The following is a 23,146-nucleotide window of genomic DNA, read 5'->3' as shown; positions in this document are numbered from 1 at the left end:
GCGCCGCCTGCTCACGCGTCGGGCAGCGCGGTGACCAGCCAGGTGCCGGCCTGGTTGCGCTGGAGCTTGAGGGCGACCTGTTCGTCCGTGCCGGTCGGCTTGCCGGCCGCAGGGGTGATGGTCAGCCGGTACCACACCCGCACCCAGGCCGTGTCGGCCGTCGGAGCGGGGGCTCCGTCGGGAACGGCGACGCGGGAGATCTCCGCTGCGACGAGCGACTGGGCCTGGGTCCACTGCTGCCACTGGCGTGCGCTGCCGGCGGAGGTGGTGGTCAGCTGCTCGGCCAAGTCCTTGCTGACGTAGGCGCCGGCGCGGCGGGCGGCGTCGTCGTAGGAGCGGTCCTTCCCCGACCGGGCGTCGTGCCCGGTCCAGGCGAGGACGAACCGGCGGGAGGCGGTGGCGACGTCTTCCGGGACCGGAGCGACGCTCGGGGCATCGTCGCCGGCCGGCGACGGGGAGGGGCTGGCGCTGGAGGAAGGCGTCGCCGCCGGGCGGCTTGGGGCGCTGCCCGAAGGCTCGGTGCTGCTCTCCGCCCGGGTCCCGGCCGCCGTCGGTGCCGAGGCCGACCTCGGAGCGGACGACGGTCCGTGGGTCAGCAGCGCGATGCCGACGCAGGCGAGAAGGGCTGACGCCGCGAGCAGGGCCACAGTGCCCGCGGTGCGGGGGCGTCGCTGGCGATCGGTGTGCGGCATGGGGGTACCCCGTCTGGTGGTTCGAAGTGGTCGCGCGACGACGGCGCGAGAAGGGAGCGGGGCTGGTGGGGCCCGCGGGGCGGGCCCCACCAGCGGGATCAGGAGTTCGGCGGTCCGGCAGGCCGGGTGGCGCGGCGCATGCGGCGCGGTGGTCCTGAGCTGGAGCTCGAAGCGGCCCGCGTGCTGCCGGTGCCCGGGTCGGACGCCTTGGGCGCCGCCGCCTTCGGCGGGTTGGGCAGGGCCGGAACCGAAGCCGGGCCGCCTGCGGGCTGGCCCTTCGGCGGCGCCGCCGGCGTGCTCTTCGAAGCAGCCTTGGGCGCGGCCTTCGGCGCGGATGAGCCCGGGCGCGGGGCCGTTCCGGGAACGCGGGGAGCGGTGGCCGCGACCCTCGTCCCCATCGGCGTGGACGGCTTGGGCGGTGCCGTGGGCTGCGCCATCCCGAGTTGGATGTTCGCGCCGTGGCGTCCCACGAACCGGCTGGCCGTCGCGACGTTTCGCACGTACTCGTCCTTGAACGCCTTGGCCTCGCCGAACTTCTTGTCCACCCGGGTGGACGTGCGGTTCATGGCTGCGGTGAGCTGGCCCTTGACCTGGTCCTTGCGGGCATTCGCGGCCGCCGTTCCCCGCTTGGCCGCGGCAACTCCCCGCGGAATCCCGACCGGTGCGCCGACGGTGGCCAGGGCGGTGAACTTGGTGGCCTTCCACCCGTACTTGCCGGCCGCGGCCGCCACCTTGCCGGTGGCCATGGTGGCCCGGCCGCCCCTGGTCTGGGACATCTTGTTCGCGGCGGTCGTGGCCAGGCGCTTCTTCAAGGTCTGCTTCGCCACGTTCTGTGCGGCGATCTTCGCCGCCGTCGCGGTGCCGCCGGTGCCGACCGCGGTCGCGACGTTGGTGGCCAGCCTCGCGGCCGCGCGTACCCGCCCGCCCTTCTTCCCGGCCTGCGGCGGCCCGGTCCACAGCTGCTTGGCGGTGCGGCCGACCTTGCTGAGCGGCTGGGTGACCTTCCGCGCTTCACCGCGGGCCTCACCCCAGACCTGCTTCAGGCCGGGGGCGGTCTCGGCGTACCGGCCAGGGGTGTTGAAGACGCTCTGGCGCGAGCCGCCGACGCGCGCGTTGGCCAGGCGCCGGTTGAGGTTGACGCTGATCTGCCGGGCGGTCTCCTTGATCTTCTTGTGCCCGGCCAGCCCGGCGATCGCGGTGATGTCGATGGCGATGAACTTGACCGCCAGGACGCTGCCGGTGTCGGCGCGGACGAGCGCGATGATGATCAGGATGAAGATCGCCAAGAAGAGGATCGACAGGACCACGGCCAGTACGGCCTTGGTGATCGCCGACACCCAGCGCCACAGGACGGCGCGCCCGCCGCCGGGCAGGATGCCGGCGCACAGCGCCCAGTGGCCGCGGATGCCTTCGAAGGCGATCCAGCCCTGCGCGGTCAGGAAGCCGCCGGTGACCAGGACCACCAGGACCGAGACGATGATCGCGGCCAGGGCGACGAACGCGGCGCTGAAGGTGAGGTCGGCGGACGCCTTCTTCGCCTGGATCTTCGTGTTCTGGCCCTGGCACGCCTTGGTGAACTGGTCGCCGGCGTTGAGGAGCTGGTCGCTGTAGGACGCGCCGCCGGGGTTCGCCCGGGTGGCCTCCCAGAAGTTGAGGCCCTTCTGCTGCCAGTTGTACTCAACGAGCTTGGCCTTGGCGAACGCCTCGGCGCACTTCCCGTCGAAGACCTGCCCGTAGAGCATCAGCTGGGTCGGCTTGACGATGAAGGCATCGACGAGGGCGTCGGTGATCGGCTTGCTGACGGTGGCGGTCTGGGCCTGAGTACGGCTGGGGTCCTCGGACAGCACCAGGCTGGAGATCTGCAGGGACAGGTCCTTCGCCTTGCCCAGCAGGCCTTCCTGGGACAGCAGCATCGTCGACCCGCCGGGGCTGGGCTGGTCCTGGGTCCCGAGCAGCACCTGGGCCGGCGAGAGCAGCACCGTGGTGGCGATCGCGGCCACGACCAGGGACATCCCTGCCTCGGCGAAGCCTCGCGACTTCTGCTTGAACATGATGTGCCAGCCCGCGTAGACGCCCGCGAACGTCAGGAACAGCCCCGGCAGGCCCAACCTGTTGATCACCTGGTCGCGGATCGTCGTGGCGATGTGGTCGACCGGGCCGACGAGGATCTTGGCCAGGCCGAAATCCAACGCCCACTTGATCAACCAGCAGGCGAAGCCGATGAACCACTTCGCGACGCCGAAGAACAACTGCGCCAGGATGTTCCAGATCTTCAGGTCGATGTCGGTCCAGCCCCCGGTGTCCGCGCTGACGGTGTAGGCGGAGATCGGGACGCCGTACTGGTCCTTGACGTTGAAGGGCTGAAGGAGGCCGTCGGAGCCGTCCGCCGGTGGCGTGCTCAGGTCGTCGACGGGCTTGCCGTCCGGCGGCGCCGGGGTCAGGCCCGGCCGCGGCTCGGTGATCGGGTTCGTCGGCGTCGGGCTGGGCGTCGGCGTCGGCTTGGCCGTCGGCGTGGAGCCCGGAGCGGAGGGGGCCGGGCCCGGCGACGGCGTCGGGACCGGGTCGGCCCATGCCAGGGCGGCGAACAGCGCGAGGAAGACGGCGATCGGAATCGCGAGGAGCCAGACCCGGCGACGGCCGGTCTGCGGGCGCGGGCGGCGCACGGTTGCGCGGCGGGCGCTCATGCAAAGCTCTTCTCAAGCACCGGGACCGCGTCCAGCTCTTCGACGTCGGCGTCCTTGCCGCCAGGGGTGGTGTGGATCGCGTCGGCCGCGCGCTCATCCGCCGGGATCAGGACCTTCATGCCGCCGATCCGCTTGCGCAGGTCGCGGTACAGGCACTCGCCGGCCCGCAGCAGCCTCTCGGTGTCGGAGACGTTGATCGGGCTCAGGTTCTCCGTGATGACCTTGAGCATCTGCGGGTCGGCCGGGTCGAGGTCCAGGAACTCGAGGCAGCGGCCCGCCAGGGTCTTGCCGCGGTGGCGGAAGACGAAGATGTGGGACAGCAGCGACCTGATCTTGTCGCCGATCTCGTTCCGCGGCCCGATGTCGTACGGGTCGTGGCTGCCGGCGAAGACGCCCGCGAAGTGTTTGCGGCCGTCCGCGATGATTTCCAAGAGGAGGTTGGAGCCCTCCGCGCTCGAGGTCAGCCACCAGCACTCGTCCAGGAAGACACCCGTGAACTCGGCCGGGTTGGAGAAGGCGATCTCCCTGCAGAGCGCGGTGATGAGGTACATCAGGCGCCAGCCGAAGAGCTTTTCGATCTCCAGGCTGCCGAGCCGGTGCTCGGCGAGCTCCTCCTTCGTCGGCAGGCCGATGCGGTCGACCGCGAACACGATGCTGTCGGCGTTGGTGATCTGGACGACCGGCAGCGTCGGGTCGAATATCACCTTGCCCAGGTCCTTCTTGGCCAGCGCGCGCAGGGTGCGCACCAGCTCCGAGGCGGAGGCGCGCACCGCGGCGTCATTGGGCTCGTCCGGGTCGGGGGTCTTGGCGCGCCGGGCCAGCGTCTCGACCAGGGCGTTCATGCTCGGGTTCGGGGCGAGGCGGGTCGCCTCGATGGCCTCGGCCAAGGTGACGCCTTCGACGCTCATGGAGCCGATGCCCAGCAGCGGGGTCAGGAAGGACTCGCAGTACCGCGCTGCCCGCGGTCCGCGGAAGACCCGCAGGGGGTCGAGGGATATGCCGGCCGTCTCGTCGACCCGGATGATCTGAGTGGTGCCCGGGCACGCGGCGGCGAACCGGCTCCATTCCTGCTGTGGGGTCCGGTCGATCACCAGCGCCCGGCCCCGGCTCCCCGCGGTCCCCTCACGATGGCCGGTGGCCAGGATCGAGTGCATGGCGGACTTCATGGCCACGCTCTTGCCGGAGCCGAGTTCGCCGACGAACGCCGCGGAGGCGCTCGCGTTGACCCGGGGGCCGTGGCTGAAGTCGACCAAGACCGGCCGCACGCCGCCGCCGTTGAGCTGCAGGCCGTACAGGCTGCCGGTGTCGTCGCCGAGTGCCGCACCGCAGAACGGGAGCGCCATCGCGAAGTCCCTGGCGAGGAGGTACTGGGTGTAGTCCATGACGGGCTTGGGCGTAGGGACGCCGGGGAGCATCGCGTGGAAGAGCGCGGCCTGGTCGCCGACCGGCCGCACCAGCGTGTAGTCGTTGCCGCCGAAGTGGGCCGCCAGGCTGCTCGCCTTCTCGTTGGCCTCGTCCGCGTCGGCGCCCCACACGCACGTCATGACGGTTGCCCGGATCTCGACCTCGGTCGAGGAGGAGGTCAGGCGGTCGCGGTACTCGTCCAGCTGGAACGAGGCCTTGTCCAGGGAGGCCGGCACGCCCGCCGTCTCGCCCTCGTACTCGCCTCGCTGGTGGGCGAGCTCGCGCTGCTGCCGGCGCGAGCGCGGCTCGGCCTTGGAGCCGGCCTCGATGTGCAGGCGGACCGCCCAGTCGACCGGAAATCCGAAGTCGTCGAGCGCGCTGAGGTATTCGGAGCCCGGGAAGACGAAGCTCTCCGGCATCTCGGACAGGACGCAGAAAGCCTGGTACGAGTCGCCGTGCTCGGTCGACGACTTCAGGTAGCGGCGGCGGAACGGGTTGACCGGCGCCTTGGACCCGTTGTCGCTGCGGGCCCCCTCGTCCAGGATCACCTGGGTGTGGGCGGTGACCGTGTGGCCGCGGCCGCGCAGGGAGCGGGCGGCGCCCTCTTCGGGCAGGAGCGGCTCGCTGACGCCGCGACGGGCGCTGTGTCCGTATATCCAGAGGATCTCGGCCTCGGTGGCCGGCCTCATCTTGATCCCGGTCGGCCAGGAGGCGGCCATCCGCCGGGCATCGGCGAATCGTTTCTCCTCCTCGGTGACGCTCACCGGCGGCACCGGCATGCCGAGCGTGGAGAGCAGCTCCCCCTGGGCGGAGGCGAACACGGCCTTCGCCGACTCCTTGAAGTCGGCGGCCGGCAGCGGAACCGCGATGAAGTCCACCCGGCCCGTCAGCTCCCAGTCCTCCAGCTGGTCGAGGACCTTCAGCGACAGGTCGATGTACTCGGGCGACTTGTCGAGGTCCACCCCGGAGGTCATGCGCGTGACCACCGACGCCGCGTCCACCTGCGGGCACAGCGACAGCAGCAGGACCTCGCCGCGCAGCGACTTGAAGAGCGCTTCGAGGGCGTCCAGCCGCTCCCTCTTCGTGGCCCGCGAGGCGTGGGTGTAGTTCTCGGAGTCCACCTTCCACACGCCCCACACGGCGGCGTTCTTGGTCCAGAGGAGGTGGCCGCTGATGTGCCGGACGGGGAGGCGCATGAGATTCCTGCTTTCGGTGCGAAGTACGAGGGGGTGCCGCGCCGGTCGGCTCCGGAGGCCGGGCCGGCGCGGCGAGTGGTGAAGAGGTCAGGGAGCCGGGACGGTGCCGGCCGGGGCCTCGTAGGGAGCGGTGATCCGGTTCAGGGCGGCGCGGACGCGCGCGGCGTTGCCCGTGATCCAGGAGGCGAAGACCTCCTCGCTCACCTGGCCGCGGCAGGCTCGGGCCTCCTCCGCAGGGCTGCCGGCCCGCGCGGCGGCCGCTTCGAGGTGCGCCATCGCGGCGACCAGATCAGTGATCAACGGCGTCTCGATGAGGGCGACCCTGCGCACGTGCTCGCAGGAGGCGGCCGGGACGAGGGAGGCCGGGGAGATGGTGTTCATACGGGTAGTCCTTCGGAAGTAGGGGTCATCGCTCGTCGAGCGAGGCGAGCAGTGCCTGCAGGCCGGACCTGGCCGGCGGGCGGGTCCGGGGCGCCGGCGAGGCTGCGACCGGAGCGGGCTGTGCGGCGGGTGCCGGCCGGGGTGCCGGCTTCCGGGCCGGGGGGACGGCCGCCGGGACTGGCTTGGCCTGAGCGGACCGAGGGGGAGTGCGCACGTGGACGGTGCAGGTGACGCCAGCCAGCCGCGGCCGGCTCCGGTGCTGGGGCGAGCCCGCCAGCCGGCCGTCGGCCGGGGTCGACGCGTAGACCAGGAGGCTGCGCAGCGCCCGGGCGGGATCGCGTCCGTCCAGGCGGGCGTATCGCAGGACCCAGGCCATGCCCCAGGGCAGGATGACCATCGCCAGGACGTTCATGACGCCGAAGTGGGCCCACAGCTGCCGGGTGATGATCAGGAGCAGGAAGGTGGCGACCATCGTCACGATCTGCGTGATCGTGTACGGGCCGCCGGGGAGCCGACCGGCGCCCGGGAGCTTCCCGATCACCAACGGATGCTTGCGCGCCCGGGTGTAGGAGTGCCCGATCAGCTGCTCCTCGTCGGCGCTCACAGCACGGGCCCGTCGCCGACGGCGGCCGGCTTGGTCACCGGCGGGACCACGAGGTGGATGGCCTTGGTGCCGGTGTCGTTGATCTCGGAGCCGACCTTGCCCTGGAGGCTGGGCATGTTGGCGATGCCCCACAGGACAAGGGCGCCGAGCAGAAACGCGACGGCAGTGGCGACCCAGCTCTTAGTGCGCCAGTAGGCGCCGATGATGGCGACGACGACCAGGACGCCGGCGACCAGCTTGACCAGGGTGCCTATCTGGTTGGTCTTGGTCGTGGCCCAGGTGAGGATGTCGCCGGCCAGCAGGACGGTGTTCGGGTCGGTGGTGGTGTGCATCGTTCTTCTCTCTGGATCACAGGGTTAGGAGCTCGACGGCGACGGCGACGGGGAGGAGCTGGCCCCCGTGTCGTCCGTGCCGCCGGAGTTGGGGGAGGGGGAGGCCAGCTCTGGTGCGCCTCCGCGCTGGAGCACCGGGGCGGACCCGAGGGAGGCGACCTCCCAGCGGCCGCCGCGCGAGCGCAGCGTCAGCGCGTAGGTCAGCGGGTACGTCGCGCCGGAGGCGTCCTTGGCGGTGACCGTGGCCAGGGCCTGGCGGACGGCGCCGTCGGTGGGGACCGTCGTGTTGCTGGCGTTACCCGAGTCGTCGGCGACATCGGTGATCTCGACGCCGGCGTACGGCGCCGGGGCGATGGCCCGCAGGGTGACACCGGGAGAGGTGTACCGGTCGAGCTCGCCCTTGCCGGCGAGGTACGCGCTGAGGAACCCGGCGATCGTCTGCGTCGCGGGGTCGGCCGGGTTGCTGCCGCGGTCGGTTCCGTAGCCGAGCCCGCTGGGCTTCAGCGCGCCCGGTGCGGCGACCTGTGCCGGCAGGGCCGTCGCCGCGTAGCCCGCCGCCCCGTCCTCGGACTTCTTGCTCCCGCCCGCGGACAGGGGACCCAGCACCTGGACGGGGACCTGGAAGTACTGCAGGCCGGAGTCGGTCCAGGCGCCCTTGGAGTCCTTCTGCGCCACCCGGGCCGCGACGGTCACCGTCCAGTACCCCGGCTGCACCTCACGGCTGGCCACCGCCACGGTGCGTGTGGTGCTGCGGGTCCCCGGCTGGCTGGTCAGCGTGATCGACCCGGCGAAGTAGGGGCTGAGCGAGTTCTCGGTGCCCTGCCCGGCCTCGATGTAGGCCGCCACGTACAGCTGCGCGAATCCGCTGGGCCCGGTGTCGGCGACCGACTGCGCGGCCGGTGCCGCGGCGGGCGCGCTCTGGGCCGGAGCGGAGGTGCCGAGCAGTGATGCGACCCCCAGCAGCGGGCCGGAGGCGATCAGGACCCAGGCCCCGATGCGGGCGAGCCGTGCGGCGCCGGACAGGCTGACGGTGCTGGTCTGCCAGCCGGTCTCGTCCTCGCTGTCGACGAGGTCCGGCTCCGGCTGCGCTGCAGGGACGTCGTCCCACGTCTCGTCCTCGGCCGCCGGCCGACGGCGGCGGAGCTTCACGACGCCCTCCGCTCGGCCTGGGCCGTGATGACGGCACGGATCCGCTCGCGCAGCTCATCGGGGGTGCGCTGGAGCATCGACTCCCAGGACTGCAGGGCGGGCTCGGAGTCGCGCTCCATGAAGCGGCGCAGGGCCTGGTGCACCCCGCGGTCGAGTGGGGCAAGGACGAGCGCGGTGCCCAGCTCGGTCAGCTGGCGACGGGCTCGGGCGACGCGGGTCTCGTCCTCGTCGAGGAGAGAGTCGGAGGGTCCGTGCGGGCCGGCGAGGGAAGTGGACACAGTGGTACTCCCGGTCTCGGTGGAGGGGGCGGAAAGAGGTCGTGGATGCGGATCGCCACTAGAGGTGCCGATCGGGGCCGCGGTGTGACGGTTGGCGGCCGGGAACTTCAGACGGTGGCGAGGTAGCCGTTCTTCAGATCGGCGTCGCGCAGCGGGCGGACCGCTCGGCTGGCGCGCTGGCGGAGCCTGGCGCCCTCGGTCCCCATGGCGCGGGTGGTGCGGAACGCCTGGTCGGGGTCGAGCGAGGTGCTGAGGTAGTACTCCGTGATCCGCTGGGCGTCGGAGACCTTCAGCGCCTGGATGTCGACCGCCCACATGACCAAGGCCAGGAGCTCGGTACGGGCGTCGCCGTCGGTCAGCTCCGGCTCGTCCTGGCTGACGAGCTCAAGCTCGGCGGCGTGCGCCAGGAGGTCGGCGAGCTCGAACTGAAGGAGGGGGTCCGGCGCCTCGGTGCCGATCAGCGGCACCTGCGGGTCACCGGCCAGCGGCGCCAGCGACCGGGTGATCTTGCGGAGCTCGCGGCGGTCGTCGAAGTCGTCGGCCAGCGTGCTCTGGGCCAGCATCAGCGTGTCCATCGACAGGTTCGCGAAGATCGCCCGGGGACGGCGGGCCAGCGGGTAGGTGCGCACCACCTCGAACAGCGCGCTCAGGACCGTGCTGAAGATGACCTCCCAGTCGACCCCGGGCCGCAGCTGGGTCTTGGCCATCAAGATCGCCTTGGGCAGGAGGATGCGGACGGCGACCCGCCAGGCCACCTGCCCGTCGAAGTCGTCGGTGGTCGCCCGCCGCAGCAGCGCGGCCAGGGCCTGGTCGTGTCCGGCCCAGTCACCGCGGCGGAAGAGCTGGACCAGGCGCTCGACGACGTCCTGGGGGGTACGGACGCCGGCGAACTGGTCGTCCTCCTCCGCCCAGCAAGCGATCCGGTCGGCAGCGCGGGGGTCGCGGCTGAGGACCTCCCAGTCGCGGTTCATGCGCTGCAGGGCGCCGTACCCGGACCCGGGGAGAGCAGTGGCAGAGGCGGTGCGGTTCTTGGTGGCCACGTCCGTGCCCGTCCTTTCGCGTCATCTGGCTGATGTCGCTCACGCTCTTCGCACCCCCCTTGTCCGCGGCCTGATCGCCTTCCGCGGCCGGTGCGGTCCAGGGGAATCGCAGGCGCGGTCCGGCTGGACAAGGGGGTGCGCGGACAAGGGGGTGCGGTGCGGTGCGGTGCGCGGACAAGGGGTCCGCACCGCACCGCCGGCCCCGACCGCACCGCACCACCGGGGTGCGGTCCGCTGATGGGTGCGGTGCGGTGGTGGTGGTGCGGGAGGTGCGGTCGCCGTTCCGCACCACCGCGATCCAGGGCGTCGTCCTGGGTGCGGTGCGGTGGTGCGGTGGTGCGGTTGTGCGGTGCGGACGCTGTACCGCACCGGGTCCGGCACAAGACGGCCCGGGCTGGAGGAGCCGTGGTGGACGCGGAGGGTGACCGGAGGGAGAGATCTCTCCCCGGGCGAGGAGCTTCCGGCCCGGGCCGGCGCCTTCGCGGCTGCGGGCGCCGGGCGGGCCGGGCGGACGTCCGGACGGGCGGGAGCTGACCCTGTCCAGGAGAAACGTGGCTGGGGCTGACCAGGACAAGGGGGGCGGTCAGACGCTGGACAAGGGGGTCCGGGCACCTGCCGGGACCCGGACAAGGGGGTGCGGCCGACGGCGGTCAAGCTGGACAAGGGGTGCTGCCTGGAGCTGGACAAGGGGGTGACTAGTGAGCACCGCTCTCGGACAAGGGGGCTGGCGACTACGTTCCGCAGTCACCGATACCGAGCAGGGAGGGAGGTTCGCTCCCGCGCACGGGGCTGTCGACGGGCCCGGTTGCCCGCCGCACCACCGCACCACCGCACCGCACCACACGCGGTGCGGTCGGCCCGCTGGGGGGCACCGCACCGTCCGAACCGGCCTCGACCGCACCGCACCGCACCACCGCACCGCATCCCCTGGTGCGGAGGTGCGGTGCGGTCGAGCCGCAGGCACCCGACCGGCCGGCGCACCGCACCATCGGTCCGTGCCTCGGGCCCCGTGGTGCGGTGGTGCGGCCTTCGGCCGATCGGCGGTCCTGCGACGGCCGCGGGTGGTGCGGAGCACCCGCACCACCCGCACCACCGGCCGCACCGCCCCCAGCCGGGCCGTCCCGGTCCGGGGGTGGCTGGTCCGGATCAGGTCCGGGTGTGCGCGTCAGACCGCGGTGGCGATCTCCACGATCCGGTGGCGGACACAGACGTTGCGGGCCGGGAGCGCGGGGCGGTCGCACGCCGAACCGTCCGTACCGCCGACGCACGTCGCGGGTTCGACGGCCGGACGGGAGGAGCGCGCCGCGACCGGCGGCAGCCCGGACACCTCGCAGCGGCAGAGCTGGCAGGAGCTGTCGACCATGGCCTGACCGATCAGGAAGATCCGGGCACCGCACCCGGTGCACGCTCCGCGCGGCGGTCCGACGGGCTCAGGCCGAGGGGCCGGGACAGGGTGGCGGATGGCGTGGTCCAGGACGCAGTCCGTGCAGGCTCCGGCAGGCCCAGGCCGGGTGCCGTGCTCAGGACACAAGCCCTCCGCCAGGCGCTGATCGCGTTGACGCGCCGCGGCCCGGTCGGCGACGACTTCCGCACACACATCGCAGCGCTGCCCGTTCGACCACATGACGCCGCTCTCGCAGTCCTGGTGTCCGCAGCCCCAACGCGGAAGAGCCACGCCGAGCAGCCAGCGGCCCGGATCGCGGATCTCCGAGGCCATCGTCCGGGCCGCGCGGATGGTGAGGCGGTGGCTGATCCGCTCTGCGGCCATCCCCTCGCGCAGCTGTCGGCCGACCTCCCGGGCGATCTTCCGTGCGACGAACGCGCTGTCGACCCGCTCCAGCAGCCAGTGGACCGGCTCCAGCACCGCGTAGATCGCCGGGCTCAGCGTCAGCTGGGGGCCGCTGTACGTCCGCTGGTCCTCCGTCGATCGGCTAGTCCTCGGCTTGGGGATGACGGGCTGATTGTGTGCATCCGCGCGCAGCGCGAGAACCGCCGAAGTCCTGCCACGTGGCTTGGGGATCGGCGGGTTTTCCACAGGCGCTGCGCCCTCTACTACCTCAATCTCGCCTACGGCGGATGAGTCAAGCGCACCCGCGTCCTCCGGTCGGTCAGTCCTAAGTGTTTCCTCATTCGCGAGGGATCCCTCATCAGCCAGCGGACCCGAACCCTCACCAACCGGAGGACTGTCCGCCTCAGCGGGAAGGACGCCCGTGCGCCCCTGCCGGGCCTGTTCCGCGTCGCCGCCGGAGGCCGGATCGGCCGGGCTGGAGACCTCTTCTTCCCGCGGAGCAGCGGTAGGAGCGATGTCGTGAGCGGAGAACAGGTGGCGTCCGCGGGCTCCGGCGCGGCGCCGAACCGTCAGCCACCGTGCCGCCTCGAGCTCGTCGACCACCTGGCCGGCCGCCGTCACGGTCAGCTGCTGGCCGGCCTTCTTGCCGGAGTGGTGGAACAGGGAGCCGGCGAGCTCCCCCTCGGTCAGCGGGATCCCCACCGCCTGCGCGTACGCGATGATCGCGTACGCACGCAGCTGGCGGGGCGTGAGGTCCTCCGCGGCCGCCACCGGCACCCACACGAAGGTCTCCGTCCGCGACACGGGCCTGGTCCGGCGGAGCGCCGAGGTCCCTTGCCCGCCGCGCAGCGTGCGCCGCTGGGAGAGCAGCTCCACAACCTGGTCCGGAGCGGGCCGCGACAACTGCGCGAGTCCTCTCTCCACGGAGGCCTTCGAGAGGTGCAGGTACGCGGCGATCGTCGACGACCTCGCCTGGCAGCCCTCCTCGCGCATGCCGAGCGCCTTCACCTTCACGTACACCGCCAGCGCGATGTCCGCGTAAAAGGGCGAGGTGACCAGCCGCATCGGCACCTTCACCCGCTGCCGCCGGACGGGCGCGCCACAGTGCGCCGCGGCGGGTCCCGCTGCCGCCGCCGGAGCGGGGTGCTCGCCCGAGGCGAGCGGTGAATCAGAGCAAAGAGCGGTGGTGGGCACACTTCTCCTGGCGCAGCGGCACACGGCTCGCTGCGCTGGGTTTCGCAGCCCCCGCCGGTCGCAGAGGGGGCTGTTGTGTTGTCGATGTGGGCGTGGTCCTCGGCCTGTCAGAGGTGGGTGTCGGCCATAGAGGTGTGCGGGCCCGGTTCGGTGTGACGGGGAAGGCAGAAGAATTCGGCACCCCTTGTCCACAGCGGACCCCACCGCCTCCTCGGCGCCTCTCGGACCTGGCCGGAACCAGGGGCTGACCTGCAGGACAAGGGGGTGCGGCAGGGCCGGTCTCCCCTTGTCCGCCGTACGAGCCGGCGAGTCAGCCGAGAGCGGGACGAACCGTGTGCCGGAGACGGCGTCGTGGGAGGCCGCCGGCAGCCGGACAAGGGGTGCCGGCTGAGGCGAGAAGCCGTACCAGGGCGGGCATGTGCGTCCCGGTGACGGGCATGCGCGGGGAGCCGCAGCGCGCGGATCGAGTCACGCGGGCCGGGACAGTGGCCGGGATCAGACCCCGCTGGCGGGGCCTGAGCTGACAAAGGGCATGACGGTACTGCAAGATGTACTCCGTCCTCTCCGGGCCTGGCCCGGGGTACGACAAAGCCCCGCTTGGGGCGGCTGCTGGTGAGGCAGTGATCATCAGACCGCGAGGTCTGAACCTCGCTCAGGGGAGCGGCAAACTCCTGCTGAGCGGTGAAGGCCGGGTCGAGGAGCGGCAAACTCCGGGACCGGCGGAGAAGGGCGAGGAGCGGCCTGGCAAAAGGCGCCCGCCCGGCGAACTACGACATCCCGCCCCCCTCAACCGGGGCGGTGCGCCCATCGCGCGAGCCGCACAGCAGAACAGCCCGCCGTGGCGACGTCGAAGACGCCGCTCGATCAGCAGGCTGACTGAGTGCTTGCGCGTGGGTGCGGGTACGCTTCACCACGAGACACCGCCTTATCGGTTCTCGGTTCGATAAGCCCCCGCGACTTGCTCAAGGTCGCGGGGGCATCGTGCATTTTCGGGGCCGATGCTAGATCGACTGGATGTCACCTTATCCCCATACCTGTCGTATGTGGACAGCCGATTGATGGTCGCCGCACATGGCGCGCACACACCAAAAACCTGTCATGGTTCGGGCATTTCAGGCGGAGTCCCGACTGATCGCGACAGATGCACGCGATCGGCGCGAACCACCGTCAGCTCGCAGAAGACAGGTTCGCCCTCGTGGAAGCCGGTCCGCTGGATGAAGTGCACGGGAGCGGGGCCGGACTTCAGAACGCGAGCCTCGTCGGCAGTTGCGCCCCTGGTCGACCAGCAACTGCGGACGCCGTCCTGCCCCATCCCGTGCTCCGCGAGCAGGCGCTCCTCGTCGATGGCCTCCGGTTCCAGGAGCCGGCGGGCCACGTCGGCCACCGACCGCGGGGTGAAGAACTCCCGAAGCGCCCAGGGCGCCCCCCCGTGGCGGTGCACGGTGCTGCGCACCGTCACCGTCATCCCGTCCGGGCCCTGGAGGAGGTGGGCGACCGCGCCCGGTGCTTGGCGAACTTCCGCGCGCAGCTCCTCGCCGTGGCCGAGCTGTTCCTCGCCGGCGGGCAGAAGCTGCCCGCCCTGCGTCCAGACGACCTCGAACGCCGAAGGGGTGCCGACCACCCGGTAGCCGCGCTTGGGGAGTGACTCCACCAGCCCGTCCTCGACCAGCGTCGCGATGCCGGCCATGAGCGTGTTCCGGACCACGCCGAACCGTGGGGCGAGCACGCGGCTGGACGGCAGGAAGCTGCCTGGGGCGAACTCGCCGGCCGCGATTGCGCGGCGCAGTTCGGCAGTGACCTTGTCCTGCTGGCTCGGCTGCGACATGAGGCACATCTTGCCGTACCGGCGCGGGCGGCCCCGGGCCCTGGTCCGCTTCATCGGGCATCCCCCTTGACGTGGTCGATCTTCAGGTGCACCATTATCACACATCTGGCTCAACTGGAACGAGCCAGATGAGCCAGATGTGCCTATGAGTGATGGAGCCCGCCATGAACGCCCGAATCCGAACCGCCGTTGCCGCCGCCCTCACCGCAGTGCTGGCCCTCGGCGCCACCGGCTGCGCCCTGAACGGAAGCAAGGCCGACCAGCCCTTCATGGACGCACCGAAGGGCGCGATCAACAAGCAGCCGATGGACATCGTCGTGATGAGCGACGGCTTCTCCAACGTCGGCGCGAAGTGCGACGGGCCGAACCGCGTGTACGTGATCTTCCACGGCAACGACAAGTACGGCTCCGTCGCCGTCGCCCCGAACGACCCGCGCTGCACCACGCGCTGACCTCAGGCCGTGCCCAAGCACGGCGCGGGCCGGGGCGGCCACCGACACCGCCGACCGACCCGACCGACCCGCGCGCTCCACGCAAGCGGCCTCCGGGGCTGGACCCCCGGAGGCCGTGCGGAGCGCGCCGCCCCCCGCTTCACAGGAGACGACAATCCATGAACAGCATCATGATGGCAGGCCAGCCGGCCCCTGCCGAGACGCGATCGACCGCCAACGGCACCGACGAGGCGGACATCGCCCTCTACCTCGCCCAGGCGGACCCGATCGACGTCCTCGCCGCCGACGGATACCTCACCGGCCGCGACGGCAACCTCATCGCCCGAGAGCTGCGCCGGCCGCAGCTGCGCAAGGCCCTGGAACACTCCGTCTGCCACACGGTGGCTCCCGATCCCGACCACTTCTACCAGGGCGACGAAGAGCCCGACGCCACCTGGCGCCGCCGCAGGGCCGCCACCATCCGCGACCACTGCTCGGTCTGCCCCGTCCGCGCCGTATGCGCCGAGCTCGCCCTCCGGGACGACGACCCGCACGGCGTCCGCGGCGGCCTGTCCCAGCAGAAGCTCGCCGTCCGCCTCAAGACCGAGCAAGCGCGACTGGCGAGCGCCCGCGCCGAGGACACACGATCCGCCCTCGCCCAGACCGACCGGATCCAGGCCGGCGCCGATGTCCAGCGCATCGCCCAGCAGTACACCGGCACCTCCGTCCCGGCCACCAGACGAGCCGAGAACACGGCCGCGATCCTCGCTGCGGTCCAGCACCGCGACAACCTCCGCCGCACCCACCGGGTCGCGGCCGGCTGGACGGAGGCGGCGTGATCCACCACCTGGACCCCCGCACTGCCGTGACGTCCTCGACCCCCTACCGCGCCGGCGTGACCACCCAGCAGCCGACCGGCCGGCCGTGCCGCGGAGGTGACCGATGATCCGCTTCATCCGCGCGAGCACCCTCGCCGGCCTGCTCCGGACGGCGGCGACCGCGCGCCACGAGGCCCGAACCGCCCGCCGCGAGCTGACCGAACTGCGCAGCCGCCACCGCCGCCTGATCAGCCACCTCGCCCGGCGCGAACCCGCCCAGATCCTGGTCGTGCCGGTCCCCGCCACGGCCGGCACCGACCAGATCGGCCCGCTGACACTCCTGCTGCTCGCGCTGTGGCACCAGGCCGCCCTCGAGCGCGAGGCGTTTCGCACCTGGGTCACCGAGGAGCCCGCCCTCGTCACTACCGCAGAGCTGCAGGCACGCGCCGCCGAGGCCGCCAGCGAGGCCGCCCGGAGGGACAGCCCGTGACCTTCGACCAGCTCCCGGGAACGACGCTCCCCATCACTGAGCTGCTCACCTCCTGGCAGTTCGTCGCCGGCGCGGTCGTTCTCACCCTCGGCCCGGCGCTCGCCCTGCGCCGACGCAGGGCCGTCCACGCCGCCCTCGACGACAAGCAGCGCTCCGCTGCCGCCGACCTGAACGGACGCCGTCTCGAAGACCGCCTGACCATGGTCATCGCCGCTGCGGCAGCGGCCCTGTCGGCGACCGGGCTCCGCCGTGTGGGCCGTCACCAGATGGGCCTGAGCGACCCGTTCGACCTTTTGCCCTTCGTCGCCCTCGACGTCGCCGCGATGGTCTGCGGCAGGCGCGCGCGCCGCCGCGCCCGAGCGGGCGAAGGACCAGGGCTGTCCGGTGTCCTCTTCTGGGTACTGGCCGGCACCAGCTCCCTGTTCTCCGCGGCCGAAGCCGCCTCGCTGCTCGGCGCGGTCGTCCGCGCCGTGTGGCCGATCCTGGCCGCGGTCCTGTGGGAACTCGGTTCCCTGGAGGAGCGCCGCGCCGCCCGCAGCAGCCGCGCCCGCCCGGACCGCCGTCTGGCGCTGGTCCGCCTCTTCCACCCCGTCGAGGCCGTCCGCGTCGCCCTGCTCCTGGCCGCCCGCCAGGACCTGGCCCAGGAAGAGGCCACCGCCGAGGTCCGCGTCTCCCGGGCGGCCTTCCGCTGGTACCGGCTGCGTCGCGCCCAAGAAGCGGTCCGCAAAGCCGGCCGACCGACCCGCTGGGCATACCGGCTCCTGGAGGCACGGGCCGACAGCCGCGCACAGACCGCCAGCGAGCGCGCCCGGTGCGCCGACCCGGCCGTGCTGGAACAGGTCGTCGGCCGACTGCAGCTTCGCGTCCGGCAAGCGGAATGGGCCGGTATGAACCTACGCTCCGCAGCGGCCTTCGAAGCCATGCGCAGCACGCTGATCGGAGCTGTTGGAGCCGTTCCACCTCATACCGGCACCACCCATACCGGCACCCCGGACGACCCGGCCTCCCCAGAAGAACCGCAGGTGGGGAGCGGTATGGGGGCCGCCGACAGTATGACCGACGTCCTGACGGACGCGGAGGTGGAGGAGCGGTTCGTCCGCCTCGTGCCCCTACGCAGCGACGGCAAGCTCGCGTGGGGCATCAACAAGTGCGCCAGCGCCGTCGGCATCGGCACACCCCGCGCCCGCAAGTTCCACAAGTCCCAGGACACCTGGCTTCCGGCCGCGGTGACCCGGTATGGCGCCAGCACGGCAGCCCCGCTGGAACGGCACGTCGACCAGGCCCTGGCTCTGGCCAACGCGGCTCCCGAAGCACCCGACACCGAGGGCCGGCCGACAGCCCAGACCTTCGACGACGAGCTCCTGCTCGCCGGCCTGGCCGACGGCTACCAGGTGCTTCCCGGCTCGAAGCTCCTCGTCCCTGCGGGCGCCGGCCGACGCTGACCCGCCCCACCTGCCTCGCTCTGCGGACGCCGGCCCCGGCCGCCCGCGAGCTCTCGAATTCTCGTGAGGACCCAGCCATGCCCAGCCACGCCAACACGCCGGACCAGTCCTTCGACGACCACGTCGCGGACGTGCTCGCTCTTGTCGCCGACCGGCGGCCCGCGCTCTCCCCGCGTGTCCCCGCGCGCCCGCGACACGTCGGACGCCCGCACCTCACGCTCGTCCCGCCTCTGACCAGCCGCGCCGCCGAGGACCGCGAGGCCCGCCGATGAAGATGATCTCGACCGGGCGCCGCCGAGCAGAACCCGCCGCCGCACCCCGGAGCCAGCTCGGAGCCGACTCCGCCGCGATCGGCGGAGACGAGCTCAGGGCCCGGGCCTACGTGAAGGCCGCCCTGGGGGAGACGGACACCCTCACCCCGACTCGGCGGAACCACCACACCGCCGCCGAGGGAGAAGGAGAATCCCCAGCCGTCGCCCCCGGGGCGGAGGTCCATCACCACCACTACTACTACGCCGAGACGCAGGCCCCGACCGCCGGCCGGGACCGGACGTTCGACTTTTCCTGGATCGTCGCGGACAAGGCCCGCCTGAGCGCAGTGGCCGCAGGGGCGCTGATCCAGCCCGCCCTCTACACCCTGGCCCACGACGCCGGCACGGCCGCACCCGTCGGCATGGCGTTCATGGCCGCCCTGATCACGGGCTCATGGCGGCTGCGCTACCCCGGCGCGATCACCCGATGGCTGTTCACCCTGAACGTCTCCGCCGCCGTGCTCTACGGACCCACCTTCCTCCTGATCGTCACCGCCCTGACCGGAGCCTCCTGATGTTCACCACCGCCACGTACGTCACGATCGGCGGCCTCACCGTGGCCCTCTCCTTCCTCGTCTGGCGCGGGGTGCGCTTCTTCCGCCACGACCTGCGCAGCTGGAAGGCCTTGATCCCCTTCCTCCTCGGCCAAGCACTCGGCATGCTGTCCGTCCTGTGCACCGGGGGAGCGCTCGGGTACCTCTTCGGCTTCGTCGCCCACATCATGAACATGGGCGGCGACAAGGTTCTGTCCGGCGCGACCGGATCGGCCACCCCCGCAATCCACGGCGGTGCCCACCCCGGAGTGATCACCCCGTCCGGCGCCATGGTGCTGGTGCTGCTCTGCGTGGGCCTCGCCACCGCCTGGAAGTCGATCACCAAGTCCGTCTCCCTCGACTTCGGGCTCGGCGCCGCCTCCGGCAGCGGACTCGGACTGTCCGCAGGTGGCGCGGGCCTGGCCGCCGCCACCCTCGTCCCCCTCGTCAACGGCATCGGCATCCAGATCACCGGCGCCTTCAACTGATCCACGCCGCGGTTGCCGCCGCCAGCCCGGCCGGCAACCGCGGCACCGCCAGGAGCAGCAGCATGTCCGCCTCCCCCGCATCCTTCGACGAGTCCGACAAGGAAGCCGTCGACTCCGGCCCCCGCGACGATCCCAACGAGCCGCCGCTACCGGACCGGCCCGCCCGAGGCGCCGCCCTCACCGCGTACGTACACAAGATCGCCATCCGGGAGCGCTCCGTCCTCGCCACCGGGACCCGCCACACCGCGCGGCAGCTGAGCCGCTGGTGGAACGCCCAGGACCTCTCCCCGGAGTACCTGACCGCCTTCCACCTCAACCACCAGCACACCCAGTGGAAGGACCGCCGCACCGCCGACCTGCGGGAGATCAACACCCAGCTCAAGCACTGGAAGAACTCCAGCGACCATCAGGCACACCGCCAGCGCGCCCTCTACTCCCGCGAGGCGAACGCCGTCCGCGGTGAAACGTTCACCCCCCGCCCGCCCAGCGGCGCCGACCTCGCCGCCACCCGCACCTCCCGGGCCCGCAACCGGCGCCTGGGCACCACCGTGCTGGTCGCCATCTCCGTCGCGCTCGCCACACAGAACCCCGCCCCCGCCGCCTACACCGGCGCCCCCGCCGTCCTGCTGGCAGGGGCAGCCGCCTGGATCCAAGGGCGTCGGCCCACCATGCTGAACCCCCCGCCGCCCCGCCTCGGATTCCCCGTGCCCGAGCCAGCCCCCGGCGTAGCCGGCGCAACCCAGCTCGACACCACCCCGTACCCCATCGCCCGAGCGACCACCACAGATGAAGCAGCAGAGTGCATCCTGCGCGCCCTGCGAGCCGAGAACATCCCCGTCGCCGAGATCACCGACGTCAAGCAGCAGCCCTGGGGCTGGCAGTCCACCGTCCGTGTCTCCAAAGGCACCCCTGCCGCGATCATCGACAAGGCCCCCGACCTCGAGACGCTCTTCGACCTCGGCAAGGGCGACGTCATCGTCCAGCCGCTGAAGAACCGCACGGCCTGCGCGACCCTCCTGCTACGCCAAGGCGACATGTTCGCCGATCTACCACCTGCGCCCTACCTCGCGCCGAAGTCGATCAGCATCACCGACTCCTCCGTCTACGGCGGCTCCGCCAACGGCCGGCCCCTCGCCTTCCCCCTGGCCGGCCTCATGGGCGAGGTCATCGCCCGATCCGGCGGCGGCAAGTCCACCCTGCTGCGCGCGCTCGTCGACGTCGCCACGGCATGCCGCGACGCGGTCACGTTCTTCCTCGACCCCAGCGGCGACGGACCCGGTCCGTACGAAGACGCGATCCGGCTCACCAGCCTCGACCCCGCGACCATCGAGCGCACGCTGCTGTGGCTGCACTGCCTGGCCGCCGGCCGCGCCCGCATCCGCCGCGGCCTCGGTATGGGTGACGCCTGGCAACCGTCCCCTGAACATCCAGCAGTCCTTGTATTCATCGACGAATTCCCCAAGCTGACCGACCTTTCCAAGATGCTTGTCGCATCCCTCCTGCTTATCGGCCGCAAGGAGGGGGTCTGGGTCGTCTTCGCCGCGCAGGGCGCCACCACAGCCTTCCTCGGCTCCAACCTGGCCCAGCAGCCGGCCCTGAAGATCCTCGGCCCGTGCCGAGATGTGGACGTCAAGGCCGCCCTCGGCGGCGGCATGATGGACGAAGGCTGGCTTCCGCACCGCCTCAACGGCAAGTCCGGCGACGACCTGCGGCAGTGCGCACAGGTCTACATTGAAGGCGCGCCCGGAATGCCGGACGACCCCATGATCCACAAGATCCACCACATTACCCTCGACGAAGCGAAGCGCCGCGCAGCTGAACGGGCTGAGGCTGGTCTCGTCGAGATCGACGAGACCAGCCTCGCCGCCGCTCTGGGCGCCCCACTGCCGGACTTCGTCACCGGCGTCGCCGACGACCGACTCAGTGAACCGCCCACCTGGGGGGAGCTTCTCCGACTCGCCGGGGCGACTGGCGCCCCTGCAGTGGCGCAGCCCGCGATCGCGCGACACCTGCTGGGCGCCTTCGCCGAGCACGGCAACCCGCCCCACCTCACCGTGGCCCAGATCCTCGACCACCTGCGACAGGCCGACCCCGAGGGATGGGAACGCTGGGACGACCGCGAGGAGAGCACCCGGCTCCGCGAAGCCGGCAAGGCCCTCGCGCGAGCGTTGCGCACCTCAGGCCTCACGCTCACCTCGCGCCGCCTCACCGATCTGGCGGGCAAGCCGACGGGCTACCGCCTTGCCGACCTGCGTGAGTCCCTGGAGTGACAACACGAGTTGCTTAAGTCTGTGAGTTAAGGTTATGTTTGCCCTGCGGGCAACGCTGGGACGCCGGGCACCGCTCATCAACGGCGTCACACCGACCCCCACCAGCACACCTCTATTGCCCGAACCCGCAGAAGCGGGTCTTCGGCACGTACAAGGAGCACCATGTCCATCCCCAGCCTGACCAAGACCTCCGCCATCAGCCTGGAGAAGATCACCGGCACCGCACCCGGCCTGATCGACACCTACAAGTCGGCCGAGGCCACTCTCAGGAAGACCGACCTCCTGGGCCTACGAGCCGCCGTCTACCTCGTCCTGGACCGCTCCGGCTCCATGCGCGAGTTCTACAACGACGGCAGCGTCCAGCGCCTGTCCGAGCAGGCGCTCGGCCTGGCCGCCCACTTCGACGACGACGGCATCGTGCCCCTCACGTTCTTCTCCACCGGAGTACACACCCACAAGGTCCACCGCGGCCTGCTGCACCGCAGCGAGAAGACCACCGACCTCTCCCTGGACAACTACCAGGGCCGCGTCGACGCGATCCACAACGGCCTCGGCCACATGGGCCGCACCTACTACGCGAGCGGGATGGAAGCGGTCATCGAGCACTACCAGCAGAGCAAGACCACTGCTCCGGCCTTCGTCATCTTTCAGACCGACGGAGCCCCGGAAGACAAGCCCGCCACCACCAAGCTGCTCAAGGAGGCGGCGAAGCTCCCCATCTTCTGGCAGTTCATCGGCTTCGGCAACGACCCGTTCACCTACCTCCGGAGCCTGGACGACATGCCGGTCCCCGCGGCCCGAATCGTCGACAACGCGGGATTCTTCGCCGCCGGAGACAACCCCAGCGCCCTGACGGACAGCTACCTCTACTCCCAGCTGATGGGCGAGTTCCCGAAGTGGATCAAGGCAGCTCGAGAGCAGGGCATTCTCCGCTGACCCCTGCCCCTTGCGATGCCGATGCGGCGGTGCCCCAGGTCTCGACCTGGGGCACCGCCGCATCGGCATCTGCCCGTACTGGCCGGCCCACGGGACGGCTGGCCACCCGAGCCAGGGCTACCAGCGCCCGCCGGTCAGCTACAGCCAGGGAGAGCCTGGCCCATGGCCGCGCACTGCTTGTCCGAAGACTGTCTGCTGTTCGCCCTCCTGAGCGTGTCGTGCCTCGACGGACGAGCAGCAGACGAATACAGGTCCATCCGCCACCTGCGAAGACGCCTTGGACAGCTGCGACAGGAAGTGGCCGTGGAAGCAACAGAACCGGCCCGTGGACCGCGCGTCCGGGGAGATCTCTCCCCTCCACCCTGAGCGTCCGATCGGGGAGGAGATCTCTCCCCACCCCCGGCGACCGGGCGGGCACCCAGCATGCGTCCGCGATGGGGAGTGATCTCTCCCCGCTGCGCGGAGCAGGAAGGAAGCGCCGAGGGCGGGGGAGTGATATCTCCTCCCTGTGGCCGGCGGCAGGACTCATGGCCGCTCCTCCGCTTGGGGGGAGATATCTCCCCCCAAGCGGAGGGCTCGGGACCACGCCGGCCGGGAGCGAACAGAGTGGTTCCGTTTGGGGTTCCCTTTGGAGTCCCGTTTGGAGTCCTCTTTGAGGTTCCGTTTCGGGTCCCGTTTGGAGTCCCCTTCCATTCGAGTCGCTTGAAGCCAAACAGGCAGGTCACAGGCACGGACAAGGGGACCGCGGCACGCCGACTACTTCCCTACGGGCCTATGGCGGAGCTGGATGGACGTGCGAAGAAACATCAGCTGGAGCGGGAGAGAGCAGGCAGAGCCGGCGCGCGGCGAGACAGGGGGT

General features: G+C 71.5%; 20 protein-coding genes. 9 read left to right on the top strand and 11 right to left on the bottom strand.

Going from position 1 to position 23,146, the window contains the following annotated elements; genetic code table 11:
* Positions 1-11: 11 nt before the first annotated feature.
* The 11 genes from NBY69_RS30575 to NBY69_RS30525 all read right to left on the bottom strand — a co-directional run bounded on the left by NBY69_RS30575 (position 12) and on the right by NBY69_RS30525 (position 14,568).
* Positions 12-692 carry a hypothetical protein gene (locus NBY69_RS30575; protein ID WP_250305139.1) on the bottom strand — a complete coding sequence of 227 codons (681 nt, stop codon included), beginning with the start codon at positions 690-692 and terminating at the stop codon, positions 12-14.
* Between the two features lie 98 nt (positions 693-790).
* The gene (locus NBY69_RS30570) at positions 791-3,376 is read right to left on the bottom strand and encodes a hypothetical protein (protein ID WP_284349730.1); all 2,586 of its coding nucleotides are present in this window, start codon (positions 3,374-3,376) and stop codon (positions 791-793) included.
* Positions 3,373-5,976 carry an ATP-binding protein gene (locus tag NBY69_RS30565; RefSeq protein ID WP_250305138.1) on the bottom strand — a complete coding sequence of 868 codons (2,604 nt, stop codon included), beginning with the start codon at positions 5,974-5,976 and terminating at the stop codon, positions 3,373-3,375. The genes NBY69_RS30570 and NBY69_RS30565 overlap by 4 nt, the downstream gene beginning before the upstream one ends.
* Positions 5,977-6,063: 87 nt before the next feature.
* Entirely contained in the window at positions 6,064-6,357 is a 294-nt protein-coding gene (locus tag NBY69_RS30560; RefSeq protein ID WP_250305137.1) for a hypothetical protein, read from the bottom strand.
* 25 nt (positions 6,358-6,382) lie between these two features.
* Positions 6,383-6,961, bottom strand: coding sequence for a conjugal transfer protein (locus NBY69_RS30555; RefSeq protein WP_250305346.1), 579 nt, complete (start codon positions 6,959-6,961; stop codon positions 6,383-6,385).
* The gene (locus tag NBY69_RS30550) at positions 6,958-7,293 is read right to left on the bottom strand and encodes a hypothetical protein (RefSeq protein WP_250305136.1); all 336 of its coding nucleotides are present in this window, start codon (positions 7,291-7,293) and stop codon (positions 6,958-6,960) included. The genes NBY69_RS30555 and NBY69_RS30550 overlap by 4 nt, the downstream gene beginning before the upstream one ends.
* Before the next feature lie 24 nt (positions 7,294-7,317).
* Positions 7,318-8,442: a conjugal transfer protein gene (locus tag NBY69_RS30545; protein WP_250305135.1), complete on the bottom strand. Its 1,125-nt coding sequence runs from the start codon at positions 8,440-8,442 to the stop codon at positions 7,318-7,320.
* Positions 8,439-8,720, bottom strand: coding sequence for a hypothetical protein (locus tag NBY69_RS30540; protein ID WP_051709007.1), 282 nt, complete (start codon positions 8,718-8,720; stop codon positions 8,439-8,441). Before NBY69_RS30540 ends, NBY69_RS30545 begins: the two co-directional genes overlap by 4 nt.
* 107 nt (positions 8,721-8,827) lie before the next feature.
* Positions 8,828-9,760, bottom strand: coding sequence for a hypothetical protein (locus tag NBY69_RS30535; RefSeq protein ID WP_250305134.1), 933 nt, complete (start codon positions 9,758-9,760; stop codon positions 8,828-8,830).
* 1,165 nt (positions 9,761-10,925) lie between these two features.
* Entirely contained in the window at positions 10,926-12,743 is a 1,818-nt protein-coding gene (locus NBY69_RS30530) for a hypothetical protein (RefSeq protein WP_250305133.1), read from the bottom strand.
* A gap of 1,096 nt (positions 12,744-13,839) precedes the next feature.
* A complete protein-coding gene (locus tag NBY69_RS30525; protein ID WP_250305132.1) occupies positions 13,840-14,568 on the bottom strand; it encodes a GntR family transcriptional regulator in 729 nt (242 codons plus the stop codon).
* Between the two features lie 164 nt (positions 14,569-14,732).
* On the opposite strand from NBY69_RS30525, the gene NBY69_RS30520 reads away from it, so the two are divergent.
* The 9 genes from NBY69_RS30520 (at position 14,733) to NBY69_RS30480 (ending at position 22,287) form a co-directional block, all read left to right on the top strand.
* Positions 14,733-15,020, top strand: coding sequence for a hypothetical protein (locus tag NBY69_RS30520; protein WP_250305131.1), 288 nt, complete (start codon positions 14,733-14,735; stop codon positions 15,018-15,020).
* 158 nt (positions 15,021-15,178) lie between these two features.
* Positions 15,179-15,838, top strand: coding sequence for a WhiB family transcriptional regulator (locus NBY69_RS30515; protein ID WP_250305130.1), 660 nt, complete (start codon positions 15,179-15,181; stop codon positions 15,836-15,838).
* Positions 15,839-15,941: 103 nt separating this feature from the next.
* Entirely contained in the window at positions 15,942-16,307 is a 366-nt protein-coding gene (locus NBY69_RS30510; protein WP_250305129.1) for a hypothetical protein, read from the top strand.
* Positions 16,304-17,749 (top strand): hypothetical protein, encoded by a 1,446-nt coding sequence (locus tag NBY69_RS30505; RefSeq protein ID WP_250305128.1) that lies wholly within the window; start codon positions 16,304-16,306, stop codon positions 17,747-17,749. The genes NBY69_RS30510 and NBY69_RS30505 overlap by 4 nt, the downstream gene beginning before the upstream one ends.
* A 77-nt stretch (positions 17,750-17,826) precedes the next feature.
* A complete protein-coding gene (locus NBY69_RS30500; protein WP_250305127.1) occupies positions 17,827-18,021 on the top strand; it encodes a hypothetical protein in 195 nt (64 codons plus the stop codon).
* Entirely contained in the window at positions 18,018-18,575 is a 558-nt protein-coding gene (locus NBY69_RS30495; RefSeq protein WP_250305126.1) for a hypothetical protein, read from the top strand. Before NBY69_RS30500 ends, NBY69_RS30495 begins: the two co-directional genes overlap by 4 nt.
* The gene (locus NBY69_RS30490) at positions 18,575-19,081 is read left to right on the top strand and encodes a hypothetical protein (RefSeq protein ID WP_250305125.1); all 507 of its coding nucleotides are present in this window, start codon (positions 18,575-18,577) and stop codon (positions 19,079-19,081) included. The genes NBY69_RS30495 and NBY69_RS30490 overlap by 1 nt, the downstream gene beginning before the upstream one ends.
* Before the next feature lie 62 nt (positions 19,082-19,143).
* The gene (locus tag NBY69_RS30485) at positions 19,144-21,351 is read left to right on the top strand and encodes a hypothetical protein (RefSeq protein ID WP_250305124.1); all 2,208 of its coding nucleotides are present in this window, start codon (positions 19,144-19,146) and stop codon (positions 21,349-21,351) included.
* 162 nt (positions 21,352-21,513) lie between these two features.
* Positions 21,514-22,287, top strand: coding sequence for a VWA domain-containing protein (locus NBY69_RS30480; protein WP_250305123.1), 774 nt, complete (start codon positions 21,514-21,516; stop codon positions 22,285-22,287).
* The last annotated feature ends 859 nt before the right edge of the window (positions 22,288-23,146 follow it).

Origin of the sequence: Streptomyces sp. A 4/2 (assembly GCF_940670765.1) — a bacterium.
Classification (GTDB): Bacteria; Actinomycetota; Actinomycetes; order Streptomycetales; family Streptomycetaceae; genus Streptomyces.
Note: the sequence above shows the minus strand (reverse complement) of the source record. Positions and strands in the feature narration are given on the sequence as shown.

Coding starts and splice junctions, on each gene's coding strand:
- NBY69_RS30575 (WP_250305139.1), bottom strand. CDS start 692: ATGCCGCACACCGATCGCCAGCGACGCCCCCGCACCGCGGGCACTGTG.
- NBY69_RS30570 (WP_284349730.1), bottom strand. CDS start 3,376: ATGAGCGCCCGCCGCGCAACCGTGCGCCGCCCGCGCCCGCAGACCGGC.
- NBY69_RS30565 (WP_250305138.1), bottom strand. CDS start 5,976: ATGCGCCTCCCCGTCCGGCACATCAGCGGCCACCTCCTCTGGACCAAG.
- NBY69_RS30560 (WP_250305137.1), bottom strand. CDS start 6,357: ATGAACACCATCTCCCCGGCCTCCCTCGTCCCGGCCGCCTCCTGCGAG.
- NBY69_RS30550 (WP_250305136.1), bottom strand. CDS start 7,293: ATGCACACCACCACCGACCCGAACACCGTCCTGCTGGCCGGCGACATC.
- NBY69_RS30525 (WP_250305132.1), bottom strand. CDS start 14,568: ATGTCGCAGCCGAGCCAGCAGGACAAGGTCACTGCCGAACTGCGCCGC.
- NBY69_RS30520 (WP_250305131.1), top strand. CDS start 14,733: ATGAACGCCCGAATCCGAACCGCCGTTGCCGCCGCCCTCACCGCAGTG.
- NBY69_RS30515 (WP_250305130.1), top strand. CDS start 15,179: ATGAACAGCATCATGATGGCAGGCCAGCCGGCCCCTGCCGAGACGCGA.
- NBY69_RS30510 (WP_250305129.1), top strand. CDS start 15,942: ATGATCCGCTTCATCCGCGCGAGCACCCTCGCCGGCCTGCTCCGGACG.
- NBY69_RS30500 (WP_250305127.1), top strand. CDS start 17,827: ATGCCCAGCCACGCCAACACGCCGGACCAGTCCTTCGACGACCACGTC.
- NBY69_RS30495 (WP_250305126.1), top strand. CDS start 18,018: ATGAAGATGATCTCGACCGGGCGCCGCCGAGCAGAACCCGCCGCCGCA.
- NBY69_RS30490 (WP_250305125.1), top strand. CDS start 18,575: ATGTTCACCACCGCCACGTACGTCACGATCGGCGGCCTCACCGTGGCC.
- NBY69_RS30485 (WP_250305124.1), top strand. CDS start 19,144: ATGTCCGCCTCCCCCGCATCCTTCGACGAGTCCGACAAGGAAGCCGTC.
- NBY69_RS30480 (WP_250305123.1), top strand. CDS start 21,514: ATGTCCATCCCCAGCCTGACCAAGACCTCCGCCATCAGCCTGGAGAAG.